Genomic DNA, 17,967 nt, shown 5'->3' on the forward strand with positions numbered 1-17,967 from the left:
TCCCCCCACGCCCCGCAGCAAGATCACGAAGCGCGCCGGACGAGATCGTCCCCATCCACCGCACCGTCCGCAACCCGACGAGGTGCCGGACCGCAGGTCAGGCGTCGGTGGAGGCAGCGACCTCGCGCTGCGGCAGCACCGCCGCGAGCCGGGCCTCGAGCGTCGCGGTCACCGCGGTCCAGGCGTCGGTGCCGAGCACCAGCCGGAGCGGCGCGGGGTGCTGGTCGACGCTGGCGATCATGGCCGCGGCCATCCGCGCCGGGTCACCGACGACCCCGGGCGGGCCGCCGTCGCGAAAGGCCCGCACGGCCGCGGCAGGCGAGCCGTCGTAGGCGGCGAGCGGGTCGGCGAAGCGGAGCCCGCCGTGCCCGAAGTCGGTGCGGGCGCCGCCCGGTTCGACGATCGTCACGCCCACGCCGAACGGCGCGACCTCGGCGGCGACGGCCTCGCAGAAGCCCTCGATGCCCCACTTCGCCGCGTTGTAGAGCGAGGAGCCCGGCCAGGCGACCTGCCCGGCCGAGGAGGACAGCTGCAGAACCCGCCCGCCACCGGCGGCGCGCAGGTGCGGTAACGCGGCCCGGATGAGCTGGATCGAGCCCAGCAGGTTCGTGTCGAGCTGGTGCCGCACCTGCTCGTCGGTGAGCTCCTCGGCGGCGCCGAACAACCCGTAGCCGGCGTTGCTGACGACGACGTCGAGCCGGCCGGCCCAGGCGTGCGCGGCATCGACCACCTCGCGGATGCGGTCGGTGTCGGTGAGGTCGAGGAGGTGGACGGAGAAGGCGTCGCCGTGGGCCTCGACCAGGTCGGCGACGGCCTCGGGGCGCCGCACGGTGCCGGCGACGCGGTCGCCGCGGGCCAGCAGCTGCTCGGCGAGCTGCCGGCCGAAGCCGCTGCTCACCCCGGTGACGAGCCAGGTTCGTGTCATGCCCCGAGCGTCCGGGGAGCGCCGCGGAGGAGCCAGAGCCCCGCCGAGAGGGGTGCCGGCAGGGCCACCCGGCACCGGCGCCCGCCGTCCTATGGTCCAGGGGTGGCGCAGAACCTGGTCGGTGAGTACCTGCGGGCCCGCCGGGAGCAGGTGCGCCCGGCGGACGTCGGGATCACGGTGACCAGCTCCCGCCGGGTCGCCGGCCTGCGCCGCGACGAGCTGGCGATGCTCGCCGGCATCAGCACCGAGTACTACACGCGGCTGGAGCAGGGGCGCGACCGGCACCCGTCCGCCCAGGTCCTCGACGCGGTCGCCCGGGCTCTCGGGCTGGACACCGCATCTGCCGCGCACCTGCACGACCTCGCGGACCCCGCGCCGCGGCGCCGGCGTGCGCCCCGCCGCAGCGAGCGGGTCCGGCCGAGCGTCGCGCAGCTGCTGGCCGCCTGGGACCGGACGCCCGCCTTCGTGCAGGGGCGCCACCTCGACGTGCTGGCCGCCAACCCGCTGGCCGTGGCCCTGTCCCCGCTCTTCCGCCCGGGCACGAACCTGCTCCGCGCCGTCCTGCTCGACCCCAGCGCCTCCGGCCTCGAGCACGACCGGGAGGCGACCGCCGCCGAGCTGGTCGCCGTCCTGCGCCGCGCCGCGGGTCCGGACGTCGACGACCCGCGGCTGGCCGAGCTGGTCGGCGAGCTGTCGGTGCGCAGCGACCTGTTCCGGCGGCTGTGGGCGCGGCACGACGTGCGCCGGCACCCCGGCGGGGGCGTCTACCGGGTGCAGCACCCGCAGGTCGGTGACCTGGAGCTGCGCTACGACAAGTTCTCCGTCGCGGACGCCGGGGACCAGGTGCTCGTCGTCTACCAGGCAGAGCCCGGCTCCCGGTCGGCCGAGGCCCTGGCCCTGCTCTCCTCCCTGTCGGACGCGACCGCGCCGGCGGTCAGGACGGCGTGACCTCCACCGCCCCGAGGGTGCGGATCAGGTCGAACCGGGACGCGTCCTCGGTGCCCGGCTCGGCCGTGTAGGCGACGATCCGCAGGTCGGTGCCGATGGCGGTGAGGACGTCGCAGTCCAGCGTCACCTCACCGACGAGCGGGTGCACGAAGGTCTTGGACTGGAACCGGTGCTCGACCACGGTGCCCTCGGCCCACAGCTGGGCGAAGCGCGGGTACGCCTGCAGCTCGGCGATCACGGCCCGCACCGCCGGGTCGTCGGGGTAGCGGATCATCGCCGTCCGCAGGTCAGACACCAGGGCGCGCTCGTGCCGCTCGTGGTCGCCCTCCTCCCACACGACCTCGGGGGCCCGGCCGGTGAACTGCGCGACGACCAGGTTGAGGCCGGGGCGCATCGGGCCGAGCAGCGCGACCCACGCCGCGTTGGCGGTCAGCAGCGTCCAGTGCGCCGTCCAGACGCCGACGGCGACGTCCGGCAGGCGGGCGAGCAGCCGCTGCACGCTGGCCGGGATGTGCGTCGGGACGGCGCTCGGCAGCGGCGCGGGCAGGCCGGCGGCGAGGTGCAGCTGGTCGCGCTCGAGGTCGGACAGCTGCAGGACGCGGGCCAGCGAGGCGACGACCTGGGCCGACGGCCGGTCGGCCCGCCCCTGCTCGAGCCGGACGAGGTAGTCGACCGAGACGCCGGCCAGCAGGGCGACCTCCTCCCGGCGGAGCCCGCTGGTGCGGCGGTTGCCCGTGGGGAACCCCACCGCCGCCGGCTGCAGCCGTTCGCGCCACGCACGCAGCAGCGCCGCGAAGTCCCCTCGGTCAGCCATGCGCCCATCGTCGTCCATCGGCGGCGGACTGGGTGGTACTGCCGGTCATACGGTCGAACGGGCCCACCGGCCCGGGCCGGGACGGCCGCACAGTCGGTGCCATGACGACGACAGTGATCACGGGTGGCAACAAGAGCCTCGGCTACGAGACGGCCCGGCGGCTGAAGGAGCACGGGCACCGGGTGGTCATCGGCGCCCGCGACGCCGAGCGCGGGCGGCAGGCCGCCGAGGAGCTGGGCGTGGAGTGGGTGCAGATCGACGTGACCTCCGACGAGTCGGTGGCCAAGGCCGCCGCCGACGTGCGGGCGCGGTTCGGCGGGCTGGACGTGCTGGTCAACAACGCCGGCATCTCCGGGCCGTTCGCCGCGGTCGACGAGTTCGACGGGCCGTCGGTGCTGGCCGTGCTGGACACCAACACCGTGGGCATCGTCCGGACGACGCACGCCTTCCTGCCGCTGCTGCGCGAGTCGGCGGCGCCGGTGGTGGTGAACGTGACCAGCGGGCTGGGCTCGTTCACCGTGCGCGGTGACGAGTCGCGGATCGAGCACTCGCTGCCGACGCTGGGCTACTCGGCCAGCAAGGCGGCGGTCAACATGATCACCTCCGTCTACGCCCAGTTCCTGCCCGAGCTCCGGGTCAACACGGTCGACCCGGGCTACACGGCGACCGACTTCAACGGCCACTCCGGCCCGCAGACCGTCACCGAGGGCACCGACGCGATCGTCGCGATGGCGACCATCGGCGCCGACGGCCCGACCGGCACCTTCACCGACCGGCACGGCGCCGTCGGCTGGTGAGCCCCCGTGGTGCGGCGGCCAGGGCCGCCGCACCACGACACTGTGCCACTTGGCTCAGTGTCTGCAACACTGTGCCTCATGGCACAGCATGAGGACGAGCTGGACGGGGTCTTCGTCGCGCTCGCCGACCCGACCCGTCGGCAGGTGGTCCGCCGGCTGGGCCGGGGACCGGCCAGCGTCGGCGAGCTCGCGCGTCCGTTCGCGATGACCCTGCCGTCGTTCATGAAGCACGTGCGCGCCCTGGAGGCGAGCGGCCTCATCCGGACGGCGAAGTCCGGGCGGGTGCGCACCTGCGTCCTCAACCGCGACCGCCTCGGGCTGCTGGACGACTGGCTGGCCGAGGAGCGGCGCGGCTGGGAGGCCCGCACCGACCGCCTGGAGCACGTCGTGACCCACCCGGAGGAGACCCCGTGACGACCCCTGCGTTCGACCCCGCGCACGACCTGGCGCTGCAGCGCGTCATCCGCGCCCCACGCGAGGACGTCTGGCGCGCTTGGACCACCCCGGCGCTCCTGGAGCGCTGGTGGGTGCCCGCGCCGACGCAGAGCCGGGTCGACGTGCTCGACGTGCGCCCCGGGGGCGGCTTCGTCACCTGCATGAGCGAGGACGGCCGCAGCTTCGTCCCGCACACCGACTCCGTCTTCCTGCTCGTCGAGGAGGGGCGCCGCCTGGTGTTCACCAACGCGGTCACCAGCGCGTGGCGGCCGGCGTCCCCCGAGCCGGTGGCGATGACCGCCGAGATCGTGCTCGGCGAGCACCCGGAGGGCACCGACTACCGGGCGGTCGTCCGGCACGGCGACCCCGCCTCCCGCGACCGGCACGAGGAGCTCGGCTTCCTCGACGGCTGGGGTTCGGTGACCGCGGCGCTGGCCGCCCTCGTCGAGCAGGGCGCGGCGTCGTGAAGGTCGCCGTCCTGCAGTTCGTCGCCCTGGACGGCGTCAACCAGGGGCCCGGCTCCGCGGACGAGGACACCACCGACGGGTTCGACCGCGGCGGGTGGCTCGTGCCCCACCTGGACGACGACTTCGTGCGGCAGACCTCGGACTGGCTGGACCTGGCCGACGGGCTGCTGCTCGGGCGGCGCACCTACGAGGCGTTCGCCCGCGACTGGCCGCAGATCGCCGATCCCGACCCGTTCACCGCCCGGATGAACGCGCTGCCGAAGTACGTCGTCAGCAGCACCCTCACCGCCGGCACCTGGGAACCGACCACGGTGCTGACCGGCGACCCGCTCGCCGCGGTCCGCGCGCTGAGGGAGCAGCCGGGCCGGGAGCTGCAGGTGCACGGCAGCGCCCGCCTGGCCGCGTCGCTGCTGGCGGCGGGTGTGGTCGACGTCGTCCGGCTCGCGGTCGCCCCTGCCGTCGTCGGCCGTGGACGGCGGTTGTTCGACGGCCCGGACGTCGGCCTGCGGCTCGTCTCGCACCGGGCGACGCCGAACGGCGTCCTGGTGCTCGAGTACGAGCCGACCGGTGCCGCACCCCGCGCCGAGTACGCGGGGGTCTCGGCCTTCGGCTGACGGACCGAGCCACCCCGACCCCCTCGATCCGGTCAGGTCCGTTCCCCTTCACCCGACGGCCGCCCTACTGTGCAGCGTCCACTGCTGACGCACAGACGGGGAACAGCATGAGCCAGCCGCCCTTCCAGCAACCGCCGCAGCAGTGGTGGCCGCCCACCGGCCCGCCCACCCCCGGGCCGCCGCCGCGGACCGCACAGCCGGTCCACCGGCGGGCGTGGTTCCTCGCGCTGGCCGGCGTCGTGGTGCTGCTGGTCGGCATCGGGATCGGCGCGGCGGGCGGCAGCACGCCGACCAGGCCGGTGGCCGACGACACCTCGGTCGCCGGGCCGGCGCGGGCGACGACGACGGTCACCGCCCCGGCTCCGGCACCCGCGACGGTGACCGTGACGGCGACGCCGCCCGCCGCCGCGACGGCCAAGGCACCCCAGCCCGCCCCTGCACCGGCGCCCGCACCCGCGCCCGCCCCGGCTCCAGCCCCGGCACCCGCGCCCGCGCCCGGGCAGACCGCCGGGCAGCGGAACGCGCTTGGGTCGGCCAACGACTACCTCGACTACTCGGCGTTCTCCCGGTCGGGGCTCATCGAGCAGCTGGAGTACGAGGGCTACTCGACCGCCGACGCCACGTGGGCCGTGGACAACACCGGTGCCGACTGGAACGAGCAGGCGGCCAAGAGCGCCCAGGCCTACCTCGACTTCACGTCGTTCTCCCGGGCCGGGCTGGTCGAGCAGCTCGAGTACGAGGGCTTCACCCGCGAGCAGGCCGAGTACGGGGTCAGCCAGACCGGCCTCTGAGCCCTCGACGGGACGTCGGCTGACGGGCCCGGACCGGGCCCCCCGTCAGGGGGCCCGGACCAGGCCCTCCTGGTAGGCGATGACGACGAGCTGGGCGCGATCGCGGGCGCCCAGCTTCGCCATCGCCCGGTGCACGTGGGTGCGCACCGTCAGCGGGCTCACCACCAGCCGCGCGGCAATCTCCTGGTTGGACAGGCCCAGCGCGGCCAGCCCGGTGATCTCGCGCTCGCGGTCGGTCAGCGTGGGCAGGAGCCCTCGGGGCAGGTCGCCGACGCCGTCCGGGCTGGCGAGAAACCGGTCGACCAGCACCCGGGTGGCGACCGGTGAGAGCAGCGCCTCGCCGGCGACGACGGTGCGGATGCCGTCGAGCAGCCCGGCGGTCGAGACGTCCTTGCCGAGGAAACCGCTGGCGCCGGCCTTGAGCGCGGCGGCCACGTGCTCGTCGGACTCGAAGGTGGTCAGGACCAGCACCCGGGTGCCGGTCAGGTCGGGGTCGGCGCAGATCTGCCGGGTCGCCGCCACGCCGTCGAGCACCGGCATCCGGATGTCCATCACCACCAGGTCCGGGTGGTGGCGCCGGGTCAGGTCGACCGCCTGCGCGCCGTCTGCGGCCTCGCCGACGACCGTCAGGTCGTCCTGCGCGTCGATGAGCATGCGGAACGTCGAGCGCAGCAGCGCCTGGTCGTCGGCGAGAAGCACCCGGATCATCGGGGTCCCTCCCAGGGCGCCAGCGGGACGGCGAGGGTCACCGCGTACCGATCGGAGCCGACCGGGCCCGCGACCACCGAGCCGCCCAGCGCGAGCGCGCGCTCGCGCATCCCGATCAGCCCGTAGCCCGACCCGGTCGGGCCCGGCCGGACGCCGGTGTTCACCACCTCGACGGAGAAGGTGTCGTCGGTCCGGGTCAGGGTGACCGTGACCGACGGCTCGACCGCGTGCTTGGTGACGTTCGTGAGGGCCTCCTGGACGAACCGGAACGCGGTGAGGTCGACCAGTGCGGGCAGGCCGGCCAGTGACCCGTGCCGGAGCACCGTGACCTCGATCCCGGCCGCGCGGCAGGGCTCGACCAGGTCGTCGAGCCGGTCGAGACCCGGTGCCGGGACGGGGTCCGCCGAGGTCTCGTCGTCGGCACTGCGCAGCACCGCCACGGTGGCCTTGAGCTCCCGCAGCGCCGCCGACGTGGAGGTGCTCAGCCCGGCCACCAGCTCCCGGGCCTGCGCCGGGCGCTCGTCCAGCAGGTGGCCCGCCGTGCCGGCCTGCGCATGGGCGACCGCGAGGTGGTGCGCGACGACGTCGTGCAGCTCGCGGGCGATGCGCAGGCGTTCCTCGCCCACCCGGTGCCGGACCTCGTCGTCCCGGGTGCGCTCGGCGTCCTCGGCGCGGGCCCGCACCACCTCGAGGTAGGACCGGTGGGCCTGCGTCGTCCGGCCGGCGAACACCGCGGGCAGCAGCCACAGCGCGACGCCGACGGTGCGCAGCACCAGCGAGCCGCCGGTGGGGGTGTCCGTCAGGCCGCCCAGGATGACCGCGGCCACCGCGACGCCGGTCCACCACGCGACCGCCCGCACCGACCCGACGACGGTGAGCCAGTACAGGCAGCCGATCAGCGGGGCGAGCAGCAACGGCGTGGGCAGGTAGCCGAGCGCGCACGCGGCGGTCTCGCAGCAGATCGCCACGGCCGTCGCGGCGCGCGGCCACCGGGCCGCGACGAGCAGTGCTCCGCTGGCGACCAGGCTGAGCAGCACGCCGGGGACGAGCACGGCCGGACCGACGATCCCCTGGGTGCCGATGCTGGCACCGAGGGCGGCGAAGAGGAACGCGACGAGCGCGGCCGCCGCGTCCCGCACCCCGACCCGGCCGGTGCTCATCAGCGGCTGGTCAGCGCCAGGTCGGGCCGCGCCTCGGCCGGTCCCAGGTTTGCGCCATCGACGTCGACCTGCGGCAGCCGCCGGTCGAGCCAGCGCGGCAGCTCCCACGCCCGCTCCCCGAGGAGCTGCAGGACGGCGGGCACCAGCGTCAGCCGGACGACGAACGCGTCGAAGAAGACTGCGGCGGCGAGCCCGAGGCCGACCATCTTGATGAGCGGCTCGGAGGCGGCCGCGAACCCGCCGAAGACCGCGATCATGATCACCGCGGCGGCGACCACGACCTTCGAGCTCTGCGCGAAGCCGGTGCTGATGGCCTGGCGGGCCGGGACGCCGTGCACGTGCGCCTCGCGCATCCGGGACACCAGGAACACCTCGTAGTCCATCGCCAGCCCGAACACGATCCCCACCAGCAGGATCGGCATCAGGCTCATCACCGGGCCAGTCTGCTCGACGCCGAGCAGATCACCGGCCCATCCCCACTGGAAGACCGCGACGATCACCCCGATCGAGGCCGACAGCGAGAGCAGGAAGCCGGCCGCTGCCGTGACGGGCACCCAGATCGAACGGAACACCACCAGCAGGAGCAGCACCGCGAGGCCGACGACGAGCGCGACGTAGGGCACGAGGGCCGACTGGGTCTTCTGCGCCATGTCGATGTCGAGCGCCGTCGTCCCGGTGATCTCGTAGCTCACGCCCTGGTCGCGCTCCACGCCCGGGCGGGCGTCGCGCAGCGACTCCACCACCTGCTCGGTGCGCTCGTCGGTCGGCCCGGTGGTCGGGACGGCGGTGAGGACGGCGGTGTCGCCCTGCTCGTTGAAGGTCGGGGGCGACACGGAGGCCACGCCCTCGGTCGCCGCGAGGTCGTCCGCGACGGCAGTCACCGCGGTCTGCGGGTCGCTCGCACCGCGGGCGTCGACCACCACCGTCAGCGGGCCGTTGGAACCTGGGCCGAACGCCTCGGCCCGCAGGTCGTAGGCCCGGCGTTCGGTGGCGGTGGTCGGCAGCGAGGCGTCGCCGGGGGTGCCGAGCTGCAGCGACAGCGCCGGGACGGCGACGGCGGCGAGCACCGCCACCCCGGCCACCGTGACCAGCAGCGGGCGGCGCAGCACCAGCCGCATCCACGCCCGGGCGACCGGGACGCGGGGCGTGGTGCGCCCGTTCCGCCGCTGCGCCCGCGACCGGACCCGGTTCGGGGCCATGCCCAGCAGCGCCGGGACCAGGGTCAGCGCCACCAGGACGGCGACGACGACGGCGCCAGCGGCGGCCAGGCCCATCTTCATCAGCGACGGGATCCCGACCACGGACAGCCCGGCGAGCGCGATCACGACCGTCGTCCCGGCGAAGACGACCGCCGAGCCGGCGGTGCCGACGGCGCGGCCGGCCGCCGTCTCGGCGTCGTCCTCCTTCTGCCGTTCCTCCTGGTAGCGCGAGACGACGAACATCGCGTAGTCGATGCCGACCGCGAGCCCCAGCATCAGCGCGAGCATCCCGCTGGTGATCGCCATGCCCAGCGGGCCGGCCACGGCCCAGACGCCGAGGAACGAGACGGCCACCCCGATGACAGCCGTCAGCAGCGGCAGGCCGGCGGCCACGAGCGACCCGAAGGTCATCAGCAGGACGACGGCCGCGATCGCGACGCCGAGGAGCTCGGTGGCGCTCATGGCGGTGGGGCTCTTGAGCGCCGAGCCGCGCATCTCCGCGGTCAGCCCGGCGGCCCGTGCCTGGTCGACGGCCTCCTCCAGCACGGCGCGCGACTCGTCGGTGACCTCCGCCGAGGGCACGTCGTAGGTCACCGACGCGACGCCGGTGGAGCCGTCGGCGCTGATGCTGGTGCCCGCCGCGGGAGGCGTCACCCGGGCCACCTGCGGGCTGGCGGCGACGGTGGCCAGCGCTGTGTCGACGGCCGCGCGGTTCGCCGGGCTGTCCAGCTGGCCGCCCGCCGGGGCGACGAAGACGAGGGTCGCCGTCGCCGAGTCCGAAGGAGTGTCCGGGAAACGCTCCGCGAGGAGGTCGAAGGCGTCCTGCGACTCGATGCCCGGGATGGTCGCCCGGGTGTTGACCGGGCCCTCGGAGGTGACGGCGGCCGTCACCGCCCCGGCGAGGACGAGCAGCCAGAGGACGACGACCGACCACCTCCGGCGGAAGGAGAAGCGGCCGAGACGATCGAGCAGACCTGCCATGTCGGAGCTCCCCAGTTCGCGTTGCTGTCACTGAAGAGGCTTCCGGCCGGGCAGGGCCCCGTCGTCGTGCAGACGCAGGCTCCGCATACGGGGATCGCAGTACCCGACCCGCCGCAGGGGGCCGGCGCGGCTGGACCTGTCTGCGGTATGCGCGAGCTCGCACGCAGGCTGTCGAGCCAGAAGGTGTCCGCCGGTGACGAGGACGAGTAGCTGTGCTCGTGGCTGCTAACGACACGCGCCATACGAATCCGACGTGGGGAAGCGGCTGCGGCAGCAGAACTAGGGGCAGATCACATGTCCTGCCGGTGTCGTCCTACTCGCGCTTCTTCTTGAAGGCCGCGAGTCGCGACATCAGACTGTCAAGCTGGTAAACCGCTTTCAGCAGCTCCTTGGCGACGTCGAGCGCCAAGCGCACCTCGGTCTGCCCGACCTCCTCGTAATCGCGCGCATCCACGTGTGCTGCGTCGTTGCCGAGCAGCCTCAGGTCATCCAGGGCCAGAAGCAGCGCCTCCGGGAGGACGGCCTTCTGGCCGAGCGCCTGCAACCGCTTGACCAACGTCGGCCCGGCCGCACCCTGGTCGTCACACACCAGCTCCAGCGTCCGCCGGGTCATCAGCGCGCTGGCGCGATAGCACTCGTTGGCCTCACACCGGATCGCCTCTTGGAACGCGTCCAGGACGTGCGGCGGGAGGCCCGTGGCATCCCAATCCACGGTCTCCGGCGGGTACGAGTGCAGAACCACGGCGGTGCCGTCCCCCTGGCGGAGGGCCACTACGAAGACGATCCCCTCGCAGTCCCGCCGGGGACACGTCCGAACGCCATAGTTGACCCACCCGGTGGGGAAGCTCGTGTACACGTCCTTGCCCTTGCCGGTGAAGACGCCCTGGTGGCGGCAGTGTGGGCAGCGCAGCGCGACCTGGACGGTGCCGCCCTCCTGCAGCGAGGACGGCAGGAGGTAATTGCTGGCTGGCTTCGTCATGCTCGGAAGTGTCACCCAACGAGCAGTGAACGACATACACGCTGGTCAGCGGGTCGGAAGCGTGCGAGAAGCTAGCTAAGATGGAGGTGACCGCGGGCATCCAGGGTTGAGCGCCGTGGCAGAGACACCGGCCGGCGGACGGCGCAGGAGAACACCGGCGTAGCACCCAGGGCGTCGGACTCAACGAGCGCGGACGCAGGGCGTCGACCGGCCGGGCGCGCACCGGACGCCCTACCCCAGGACAGACCCTGGGGAGGATGGTGCTTGTGCAGCGCGGGTGGGGGCCACCAAGTATTTCGCACGCTTGGTGGAGGCCCATCGTGGCCACCGTCCTCCCACTCACCCGCGAGGAACGAGTTCGGAAGGCTGGACTGGCGTCCCAGCGGCCGGAGATCCTCGCGGCCAGGCTGGTCCGTGACTGGCCCATGCTGCCCTCCGAGCACAGCGCCGCGCTCTGGCCGATCCTGCGGAACGGCCAGGGAACGACGAAGCCCGCCCCCAGGCGGGAATGGGATCCGTCGGTGTCGGGTCTGGCGAGGACTACACCACCGAGGCTAAGGGCCAGGAAGGCGTGCTGGCGGCCTTGGCCGCCAAGGGATCGGACGTCCGAGAGCACGACGGCCCGAGCGGCGAGCGGTACGTGGCGTTTGGCAGCGGCGCTCCGCGTAAGGGCCCTCGGGCGACACACGAAAGGCCCGACAGCCATCGCTGTCGGCCCTTGCGTGTGGTTGAGGTGGAGTTGAGGGGACTCGAACCCCTGACCCCCACACTGCCAGGGGAACTTGATCATGTTCACCGACGTCCGCTGGAGTCCAAAAACGCCTGCTCAGCAGGAAGTTTACTGTTTCGCCGGACGACGACGAACGAGGGCGAACCAAGACCGATTTGAGCCAAGTGCAACCAAAACTGCAACCACTGCCGCCGGTCGTTAGCACGGCTCATGAGTCCGGAGCGATGGTCGATGGAAGGCCGACGCGGTGCGGAAACCACCGGGCGCGGCACTGGCCGGGCCCGCGTGACGGCGTGCTGCTGGCGGCCGGTGAAGTGATGTCCGGGGTGGCTCAACACCCCGCCTGCTGTTCGGGGAAGGAGCCGGGACCGGGCGGCGGCGCCGTCGGACGAAGGGTGCTGTTCCTGGACCAAAAGCCGGCTTTCGAGCTGAGCCGGTGATGCGGGAGGTGCCTGTTCCCATGCAGCGCCTCGACGGCGCCAGCGACACCCTGTCGATCCCCGACCTGCGCCAGCACCTCACGGCTGGGTTGGACGGTCTGGACGAGCTGGTCATCAGCAGCTTCGCCGCCCTACTCCCCCGCGGACGCGTCGTCGGCTCTCATCGGAAGGCCTTGGCGGCTGCGGCTTCGGCTTCGCTCTGGGTGAAGCCTTCGGAGGTGAGCTGCCGTGCGAGCCCGGACTGGGAGAAGGAACTGTAGGACGGGTACTCGCTCGCCTTCTTCGCCGCCTGCTCATCCCAATCTGCGCCCACGTTGGCGACGGCGAACTCCGACTCGTCCTGGGTGAAGCCTTCGGAGACGAGTTGCCGTGCGAGCCCAGACCGGGAGAAGGAACTGAAGGACAAATACTCGCTCGCCTTCTTCGCCTAGATCCGGTCAAGGCGGAACCAGCGCGGGGCTTCGCGCCAGCGGCACCAGCCGACGAGGTACCAGTGGTCGTCGGCGCGGGCGAGCAGGTGGGGCTCCACGTGGCGCTTGGTAGGTCGACCGGCGGCGTCCTCGGACTCCAGAGCGAGCACCCTGCGGGTGGCCAGCGCCTCCCCTACAGCACCGGTCGCGGCGGTGGTCCCGAGTGCGGTGTCTTCATCACGGAGCCAGACCCGAGCGCCGAGTTCCTCGGCCCACCGGCGGTCGGCGGCGTGCATGACGTCGAGCACCTTCTCCAGCGCTACCCGGCCTTCAGCGGCGTAGGAGGCACCCCGCTGGGCGGCGAGGGCGGTGGCGAACGCGATGGCCTGCGCGGGCGTGATGTTGACCGGCGGCAGGGGGGCCCGCGCGTCCAGGACGTAACCACCTCCTGGACCTACCTGCGCCCCAGCCGCTCCAGTGACCACCGCGCAAGGGATCATCACCGGCATCGTCACCGAAGAGGTAGCCGATCGAGGCCAGCGATTACCGGAGCAGGGCGGCGAGAACTACCAGCGCTGTACCGACGACAGCACAGAGCAGTGACACTTCGACCAGCAGGTGCTTGCGCCAGGCGATCTTGCTCATATTGACCAGCTGGCGCGTCAGGACCGGCAGCAGCGGCCTCTCCGCCAGCGCCACCTCCAGGTCGGCCGGCGACCAGAACTGCAGATGCCCGAAGAATATGTAGTTCTGCGGCCACTCCCCCGCGACGTCCCGGCGGCGCACCCGCGGCTTGACCACCAGCGCCACAGCGACGACCCCCAGGATGATGGCGGACACCCCGATCCAGAAGATGACCCGGGCACCGCCGTCCAGCCCGTAGAGCCGCCGGCCCGAGCCGCTGAGAGCGACGATCGTCACCAGCAACGCCGATTCGATCGTCAAGACGAACGACGCCTTGGTGTCCACCTTGCCGGTCCAGTCGGCCAGGGCACCGTGGATGCGCCAGGCACTGTCGACCGGGTCCTGCTCCGTCACTGGCTTCCCGCCTTCAGCTGTAGCCCCAACGCCAGCTCGAGCCCCTGACGTTGATCTTACGGCCACCCACCGTGATGGTTTCCCGGTGCGGCCACATCTCGGTGTAAGGGCCGTTGGAGCCCAGCGCTTCCAGGTAAGAGACGTCCCAGTTCATCGGGGTGTATGCCTCCTCGGTCGCATGCAGAGCGTGCCCATCCCGGATGTCGCTCAGCTTGGCCGCCACGTTGGGGGCTCGGCCGATGGAGACGATGTCAGCGTTGTTCCGGATGCCCGCCCGGATGATGAGTGCCTTGCCGGTGTCGATCCCGACGCCGTGCTTGAGCTGCCACCCAGCCGCCTTTACACTCGGCAGCTTGTCTGGCACCCAGGCGCTCATCACGTTGACGTAGTGGTTCAAGGCCAGAGCAGCCCGTCCCGCTCGCGTCTCCTTGTTGTCACCGACAAAGATGCCCATCACCCGGTCCCCGTCGAAGCTTCGTATGTGCCCATCGCCCCTACGGATGATCTTCACCGCGATGTTCACATAGGCCCGCATGACCCGGGCAGCGTCGAGCGGGTCGACCTTCTGCGCCAGCCCACTGCTGTCTGCCAGGTCCGCGTAGAGATAGGTCGCGTCCAGCTCCATGGCCTGACTGCTGGTGATCGTCTCGTCAGTCGGGACGGCGCGTCCGGTCCGGACCGTGTACTTCTGGCCAAGCTGCCCGACGATCGTGATTAGCAGCTCGTCATCCATGCCCATGGGCCACTCCCCGCGTCCGTCAGTTCCCGGCGACCCGGGCCACTCGGGAGAGTAGGTGCTGGGTACGACAGAAGCGGGTGCAGCGGCCGACCACCGACTCCCCTTCTCGCCATCGGATTTCGGATCAGGACTGCGAGCGGTCTGGAAGAAGCAACACCGGACGATCAACCCGCCGACCTGATCGAACATGGAGGGCTAGTTGACGACACTCAATCAGGGGCGCCAGTACCACGATGAGCCATAGACGCTGATCGACTTGCCGCCCACATTTTCTATCCCAATATAGGTAAACCGCTCCCGCCCGTCTGCATGGACCTTCGTATCATCGCGAAGGTGGTTGAAGACTCCATCCGAGATGAAAGTGGGACCTTGGGAGCGTAGGTCGCTTAGCTTCGCCGCAGCGTTGGGCGCCGACCCAACCGAGATGAGGTCACTATTGTCACGGGCACCGCCACGGACGATGAGCGCTTCGCCGGTATCGATACCTATTCCGTGATGCAACGTCCACCCAGCCTTCTCGGTCGACGGGAGGGTTGACTTGATGCTGGCCCGGAGGTGTTGAGACACGTAGTAGTTGATCCCCAAGGCCGCACGAACAGCATTCGTATTTTTCGCGTCTCCAATGAAGATTCCCATAACGCGGTCACCATCGAACGAACGGATCTCGCCCCCTCTGGAGCGTATGACCTTTACGGCCATGTGGACGTAAGAACGCATGACACGCGCCGCCACTACATCGGCGACACTCTGGGCCAAACCGCTCGAGTCGGCCATATCCGCATAAAGATAGGTTGCAGTAACGCGCACGGCCCCATTCTTCATGACAACGTCATCCGTCTGCGGAACGACTTGGCCAGCCCGCTCATTCCATGGCACCGACAGTATGTCGTTGGTCGAGGTCAGGATTTCGTCATGCAAAGCCATTGCCTGTCTCCCCTTTGTGTTTACTAAGACTCTACCCCGCTGAGCGAGCTCAATCTTTGAAATCTTAATGTGAGGAATGTGGATAGACCATTCGCGCGGAGGGGGTCACGTAGGGGACTACCCTTCCCCTTCGGTTGACTCGATGACCTGTCCCACGGCTCCGTGAAACTACCCCGGGCAGTGAGCGCGGCCTTTATCTCAAGACTGTCTTCAGTGGGCAGCGCGCAGCGCCTACCCTGACGCACCGCCGACAGCGGAGTACAGCCGTAGACCAGCGCGCCGTCATCGCAGCGCCGGCGTCACCCGAGCGCCACAGACGGCATCTGTTGAGCCGCTGCCGCCCCTCTCACAAACAAGATCATGACCGACACACCTCTTGCATCCAGGACTCCCGTTGCGTCGTGACGCATCGGGGTGACGTCGGCCGGGACGTTGATCCGGAGTGTGATCGGTATGAACAGACGTCGGAGTGCATCGGGTCGCCCAGCGGCGAGGCGGCAGCCACGGCGGCCGAGCACGCCGCCGTCCGGCGACGCGAGTGCGAATGCGGCGGAGACGGTCGAGCGTGTTGGGCAGCCTCGGCGACGCGCCGCCTCCGTGTGCGGGTGGTGTGGTGGGCCGATTGCCGTCAAGGCGACTGGGCGCCTGCCGAAGTGGTGCTTAGCGTCGTGCCGACAACGAGCGTGGGTGCAGTCCCGGGCGGCCTCGTCGGGGCTCTCGGTGGTTCAGGTCGTCGAGCGACGAGTCGAGACGCCCGTGCCGCTCCCACCGACCCGCCACGATTGGCCCCGCTTGCTCGGCGAGCTCGCCGTCCAGCTCGACACCGGCCGCATCTACAACCGCGACCTCGACGAGCTCTTCGTCGCCCTCGCGGCCGCTGACGTCGCTCTGACCCGCCGGATGTGCATCCGCAGCCGTACGACTCCCCACCCGCGCTGACCACGAGGCGCGGGGTGACGTCCAGGCGGGCCCAGGGGTGACGTCGACGACCTGGACGTCACCCCGGACGGAGGCACCGGACGTCACGGTTCAGCACCGCCCCGGGCGGCCCACCCCTGTTCGATTCTTCCGGTCCAGCCGTCACCAATCGCCCGAGGAAGGCGCCTTCTCCGTATGAGATGCGACCCCACCCCGCCGGTCGCCGTAACCGCCCACCGGGAGGACAGCGTGCGACTCGATCATCGACCAGCAGCGGACGCGAGCAGCGACCGGCTGCTGCTCACCACCGGAGAAGCGGCTGACGTTCTCGGGGTCGGGCGCACGACGGTGTACGCCCTGATCAAGGAGGGCCAGCTGAGGCCGGTGCACATCGGCCCTAGCTGCCGGATCTCCTGTGCCGAAATCGAGCGCTACGTCAGCCTGCTGGACGCTCCCCCACCGGCCGACCCGGGACGCCCACGGCGGCGCCGGCCCACCCCTGTGGACGAGCCGGCGCTGTCCCCACCGAGCGGTGGCCGCCCGTATGTGGGTTGCTGAACACTGCCCGGCACCGACGACGACGACGGGGACAAGACTTGGCAGGGCGCGCAGCGAACGGTGAGTCGACGATCTACCAGGACGCCAAGGGGCGCTGGCACGGCTACGTCTCCGTCGGCTTCAGTCTCATCGGCGAGCCCGACCGCCGCCACGTCACCGGCAAGACCAGGGCCGTGGTCGTGGCGAAGGTCCGCGACCTGGAGCGCAAGCGCGACGCCTGCACCATCAACGCCGTCTCCACCCCGACCGTCGCCGACTGGCTGGAGCACTGGCTCACCACCATCGCCCCGCGCCGAGTGCGACAGCGGACGCTGGAGAGCTATGAGTCCGCCCTCCGCAAGCACCTGGTCCCCGGACTCGGACGGCATCGCCTCGACCGGCTGCGCCCCGAGCACCTCGACAAGCTCTACACCGCGCTCCTCGACGCCGGCTACTCCCCCGCCACCGTGCTGCGCCAGCACCGCATCCTGTCCCGCACGCTCACTGTCGCCGTGCAGCGGGGTCACATCGCCCGCAACGTCGTCACCCTCGTCGGACCCGCCGGCGCAGAAGCAAAGCGACGTCGCCACCGCCCTGGAAGTCGGCGAGGCACGCGCCGTCCTCGCCGCGGCCGCCCGAACGCGGAATCCGGCCCGCTGGACCGTCGCGCTTGCGCTCGGCCTGCGCCAGTCCGAGGCGCTGGCCCTGCAGTGGAAGGACATCGACCTGCTGACCGGCACCCTGACGGTGCGGCGCAGCATCCACCGGGTCCGCGGCGGCGGGCTGATCTACGAGGAGCCCAAGACCCGCCGCAGCCAGCGCACGCTTACCCTGCCGATGCCTCTCGTCGGTGAGCTGCACCAGCACAAGGCCGCGCAGCTCGCCGAGCAGATGCTGGCCGGCTCCGAGTGGCAAGACGAGGACCTGGTCTTCGCCCAGCCGAACGGCCGGCCGATCGACAAGAAGACCGACCACGACGACTGGACCCGGCTGCTCCACAAAGCCGGCGTCCGCCACGTGCGCCTGCACGACGGCCGGCACACCGCTGCCACCTTGCCGCTGAGCGAGAACGTGCACCCGCGGGTGGTCATGGAGCTGCTCGGCCACAGCTAGATGCGCACGACCATGGACATCTACAGCCACGTCATGCCTGCCCTGGCCCTCTAGGCCGCCGACCGGATGAGCGCCCTGCTGCTGCCTGGTGGAGCAACTCCGACTGCGGCCAATTACGACGAGAGCCGCCCTCCGGTGGGAGAACGGCCTGTCTAAGGGTGGAGCTGAGGGGACTCGAACCCCTGACCCCCACACTGCCAGTGTGGTGCGCTACCAGCTGCGCCACAGCCCCTTGCCGACCCGGTCTGGTGTGTCCGAGCCGTCGACAACCTTACAGCGCCGCGAACGGCACCCGGCGAG

Annotated in this window: 20 protein-coding genes, 1 tRNA gene and 2 pseudogenes; 11 read left to right on the forward strand and 12 right to left on the reverse strand. The window is 71.4% G+C overall.

Translation table 11 applies throughout. The annotated features are described in order from the left end of the window. Positions 1-97 precede the first annotated feature (97 nt). A complete protein-coding gene (locus FHX36_RS09735; RefSeq protein WP_110551747.1) occupies positions 98-925 on the reverse strand; it encodes an SDR family oxidoreductase in 828 nt (275 codons plus the stop codon). Between the two features lie 102 nt (positions 926-1,027). Between FHX36_RS09735 and FHX36_RS09740 the strand changes: the two genes are divergently transcribed. After that, positions 1,028-1,873, forward strand: a complete 846-nt coding sequence (locus FHX36_RS09740; protein WP_183513701.1) for an MmyB family transcriptional regulator — start codon at positions 1,028-1,030, stop codon at positions 1,871-1,873. On the opposite strand, the gene FHX36_RS09745 is transcribed toward FHX36_RS09740, so the two are convergent. Then, on the reverse strand, positions 1,860-2,687 hold the full coding sequence (locus FHX36_RS09745) for a helix-turn-helix transcriptional regulator (protein ID WP_110551350.1): 828 nt from the start codon (positions 2,685-2,687) through the stop codon (positions 1,860-1,862). The two genes, FHX36_RS09740 and FHX36_RS09745, sit on opposite strands and share 14 nt — an antisense overlap. Before the next feature lie 101 nt (positions 2,688-2,788). Here FHX36_RS09745 and FHX36_RS09750 point away from each other — a divergent pair, with 101 nt between their 5' ends. From FHX36_RS09750 to FHX36_RS09770, 5 genes are all read left to right on the forward strand, one after another. Continuing rightward, a complete protein-coding gene (locus FHX36_RS09750; RefSeq protein ID WP_110551351.1) occupies positions 2,789-3,484 on the forward strand; it encodes an SDR family NAD(P)-dependent oxidoreductase in 696 nt (231 codons plus the stop codon). Positions 3,485-3,562: 78 nt separating this feature from the next. Then, entirely contained in the window at positions 3,563-3,898 is a 336-nt protein-coding gene (locus tag FHX36_RS09755; protein WP_110551352.1) for an ArsR/SmtB family transcription factor, read from the forward strand. Then, positions 3,895-4,386 carry an SRPBCC domain-containing protein gene (locus tag FHX36_RS09760; RefSeq protein WP_110551353.1) on the forward strand — a complete coding sequence of 164 codons (492 nt, stop codon included), beginning with the start codon at positions 3,895-3,897 and terminating at the stop codon, positions 4,384-4,386. The genes FHX36_RS09755 and FHX36_RS09760 overlap by 4 nt, the downstream gene beginning before the upstream one ends. Further along, positions 4,383-5,000 carry a dihydrofolate reductase family protein gene (locus FHX36_RS09765; protein WP_110551354.1) on the forward strand — a complete coding sequence of 206 codons (618 nt, stop codon included), beginning with the start codon at positions 4,383-4,385 and terminating at the stop codon, positions 4,998-5,000. The genes FHX36_RS09760 and FHX36_RS09765 overlap by 4 nt, the downstream gene beginning before the upstream one ends. A 107-nt stretch (positions 5,001-5,107) precedes the next feature. Continuing rightward, positions 5,108-5,791 carry an Ltp family lipoprotein gene (locus FHX36_RS09770; protein ID WP_110551355.1) on the forward strand — a complete coding sequence of 228 codons (684 nt, stop codon included), beginning with the start codon at positions 5,108-5,110 and terminating at the stop codon, positions 5,789-5,791. 45 nt (positions 5,792-5,836) lie between these two features. On the opposite strand, the gene FHX36_RS09775 is transcribed toward FHX36_RS09770, so the two are convergent. The 4 genes from FHX36_RS09775 to FHX36_RS09790 all read right to left on the reverse strand — a co-directional run bounded on the left by FHX36_RS09775 (position 5,837) and on the right by FHX36_RS09790 (position 10,818). After that, positions 5,837-6,499 (reverse strand): response regulator, encoded by a 663-nt coding sequence (locus tag FHX36_RS09775; protein WP_110551356.1) that lies wholly within the window; start codon positions 6,497-6,499, stop codon positions 5,837-5,839. Next, positions 6,496-7,659, reverse strand: a complete 1,164-nt coding sequence (locus FHX36_RS09780) for a sensor histidine kinase (RefSeq protein ID WP_110551357.1) — start codon at positions 7,657-7,659, stop codon at positions 6,496-6,498. The genes FHX36_RS09775 and FHX36_RS09780 overlap by 4 nt, the downstream gene beginning before the upstream one ends. Further along, a complete protein-coding gene (locus FHX36_RS09785; RefSeq protein WP_110551358.1) occupies positions 7,659-9,839 on the reverse strand; it encodes an MMPL family transporter in 2,181 nt (726 codons plus the stop codon). Before FHX36_RS09785 ends, FHX36_RS09780 begins: the two co-directional genes overlap by 1 nt. 313 nt (positions 9,840-10,152) lie before the next feature. Beyond that, positions 10,153-10,818 (reverse strand): DUF4145 domain-containing protein, encoded by a 666-nt coding sequence (locus FHX36_RS09790; protein WP_110551359.1) that lies wholly within the window; start codon positions 10,816-10,818, stop codon positions 10,153-10,155. A 1,190-nt stretch (positions 10,819-12,008) separates the two neighbouring features. Here FHX36_RS09790 and FHX36_RS09795 point away from each other — a divergent pair. Next, complete coding sequence (locus FHX36_RS09795) at positions 12,009-12,248, forward strand: hypothetical protein (protein ID WP_181428685.1); 240 nt, start codon at positions 12,009-12,011, stop codon at positions 12,246-12,248. Here FHX36_RS09795 and FHX36_RS24140 read toward each other — a convergent pair. The 5 genes and pseudogenes from FHX36_RS24140 to FHX36_RS09820 form a co-directional block, all read right to left on the reverse strand. Beyond that, positions 12,149-12,400, reverse strand: a pseudogene (locus tag FHX36_RS24140) (Ltp family lipoprotein); the annotation flags it as partial. The gene FHX36_RS09795 and the pseudogene FHX36_RS24140 overlap by 100 nt on opposite strands. A 15-nt stretch (positions 12,401-12,415) precedes the next feature. Further along, entirely contained in the window at positions 12,416-12,907 is a 492-nt protein-coding gene (locus tag FHX36_RS09805; RefSeq protein ID WP_110551369.1) for a helix-turn-helix transcriptional regulator, read from the reverse strand. Between the two features lie 34 nt (positions 12,908-12,941). Further along, entirely contained in the window at positions 12,942-13,436 is a 495-nt protein-coding gene (locus FHX36_RS09810; RefSeq protein ID WP_110551361.1) for a Pycsar system effector family protein, read from the reverse strand. 13 nt (positions 13,437-13,449) lie between these two features. After that, complete coding sequence (locus FHX36_RS09815) at positions 13,450-14,175, reverse strand: adenylate/guanylate cyclase domain-containing protein (RefSeq protein WP_181428683.1); 726 nt, start codon at positions 14,173-14,175, stop codon at positions 13,450-13,452. A 213-nt stretch (positions 14,176-14,388) separates the two neighbouring features. Further along, positions 14,389-15,099, reverse strand: coding sequence for an adenylate/guanylate cyclase domain-containing protein (locus tag FHX36_RS09820; RefSeq protein WP_220035851.1), 711 nt, complete (start codon positions 15,097-15,099; stop codon positions 14,389-14,391). Between the two features lie 687 nt (positions 15,100-15,786). Between FHX36_RS09820 and FHX36_RS09825 the strand changes: the two genes are divergently transcribed. The 4 genes and pseudogenes from FHX36_RS09825 (at position 15,787) to FHX36_RS09835 (ending at position 17,667) form a co-directional block, all read left to right on the forward strand. Beyond that, complete coding sequence (locus FHX36_RS09825; RefSeq protein ID WP_110551363.1) at positions 15,787-16,038, forward strand: hypothetical protein; 252 nt, start codon at positions 15,787-15,789, stop codon at positions 16,036-16,038. A 174-nt stretch (positions 16,039-16,212) separates the two neighbouring features. Further along, the gene (locus FHX36_RS24145; RefSeq protein ID WP_110551364.1) at positions 16,213-16,575 is read left to right on the forward strand and encodes a helix-turn-helix domain-containing protein; all 363 of its coding nucleotides are present in this window, start codon (positions 16,213-16,215) and stop codon (positions 16,573-16,575) included. A gap of 179 nt (positions 16,576-16,754) precedes the next feature. After that, positions 16,755-16,934: pseudogene (locus FHX36_RS24150) on the forward strand (tyrosine-type recombinase/integrase); the annotation flags it as partial. Continuing rightward, a complete protein-coding gene (locus FHX36_RS09835) occupies positions 16,897-17,667 on the forward strand; it encodes a site-specific integrase (RefSeq protein ID WP_110551365.1) in 771 nt (256 codons plus the stop codon). The pseudogene FHX36_RS24150 and the gene FHX36_RS09835, both read left to right, overlap by 38 nt. Before the next feature lie 159 nt (positions 17,668-17,826). Here FHX36_RS09835 and FHX36_RS09840 read toward each other — a convergent pair. Next, positions 17,827-17,899 (reverse strand) — tRNA-Ala (locus FHX36_RS09840). Positions 17,900-17,967: the final 68 nt, after the last annotated feature.

The sequence above is a fragment of the Modestobacter versicolor genome (assembly GCF_014195485.1).
GTDB classification, from domain to species: Bacteria; Actinomycetota; Actinomycetes; order Mycobacteriales; family Geodermatophilaceae; genus Modestobacter; species Modestobacter versicolor.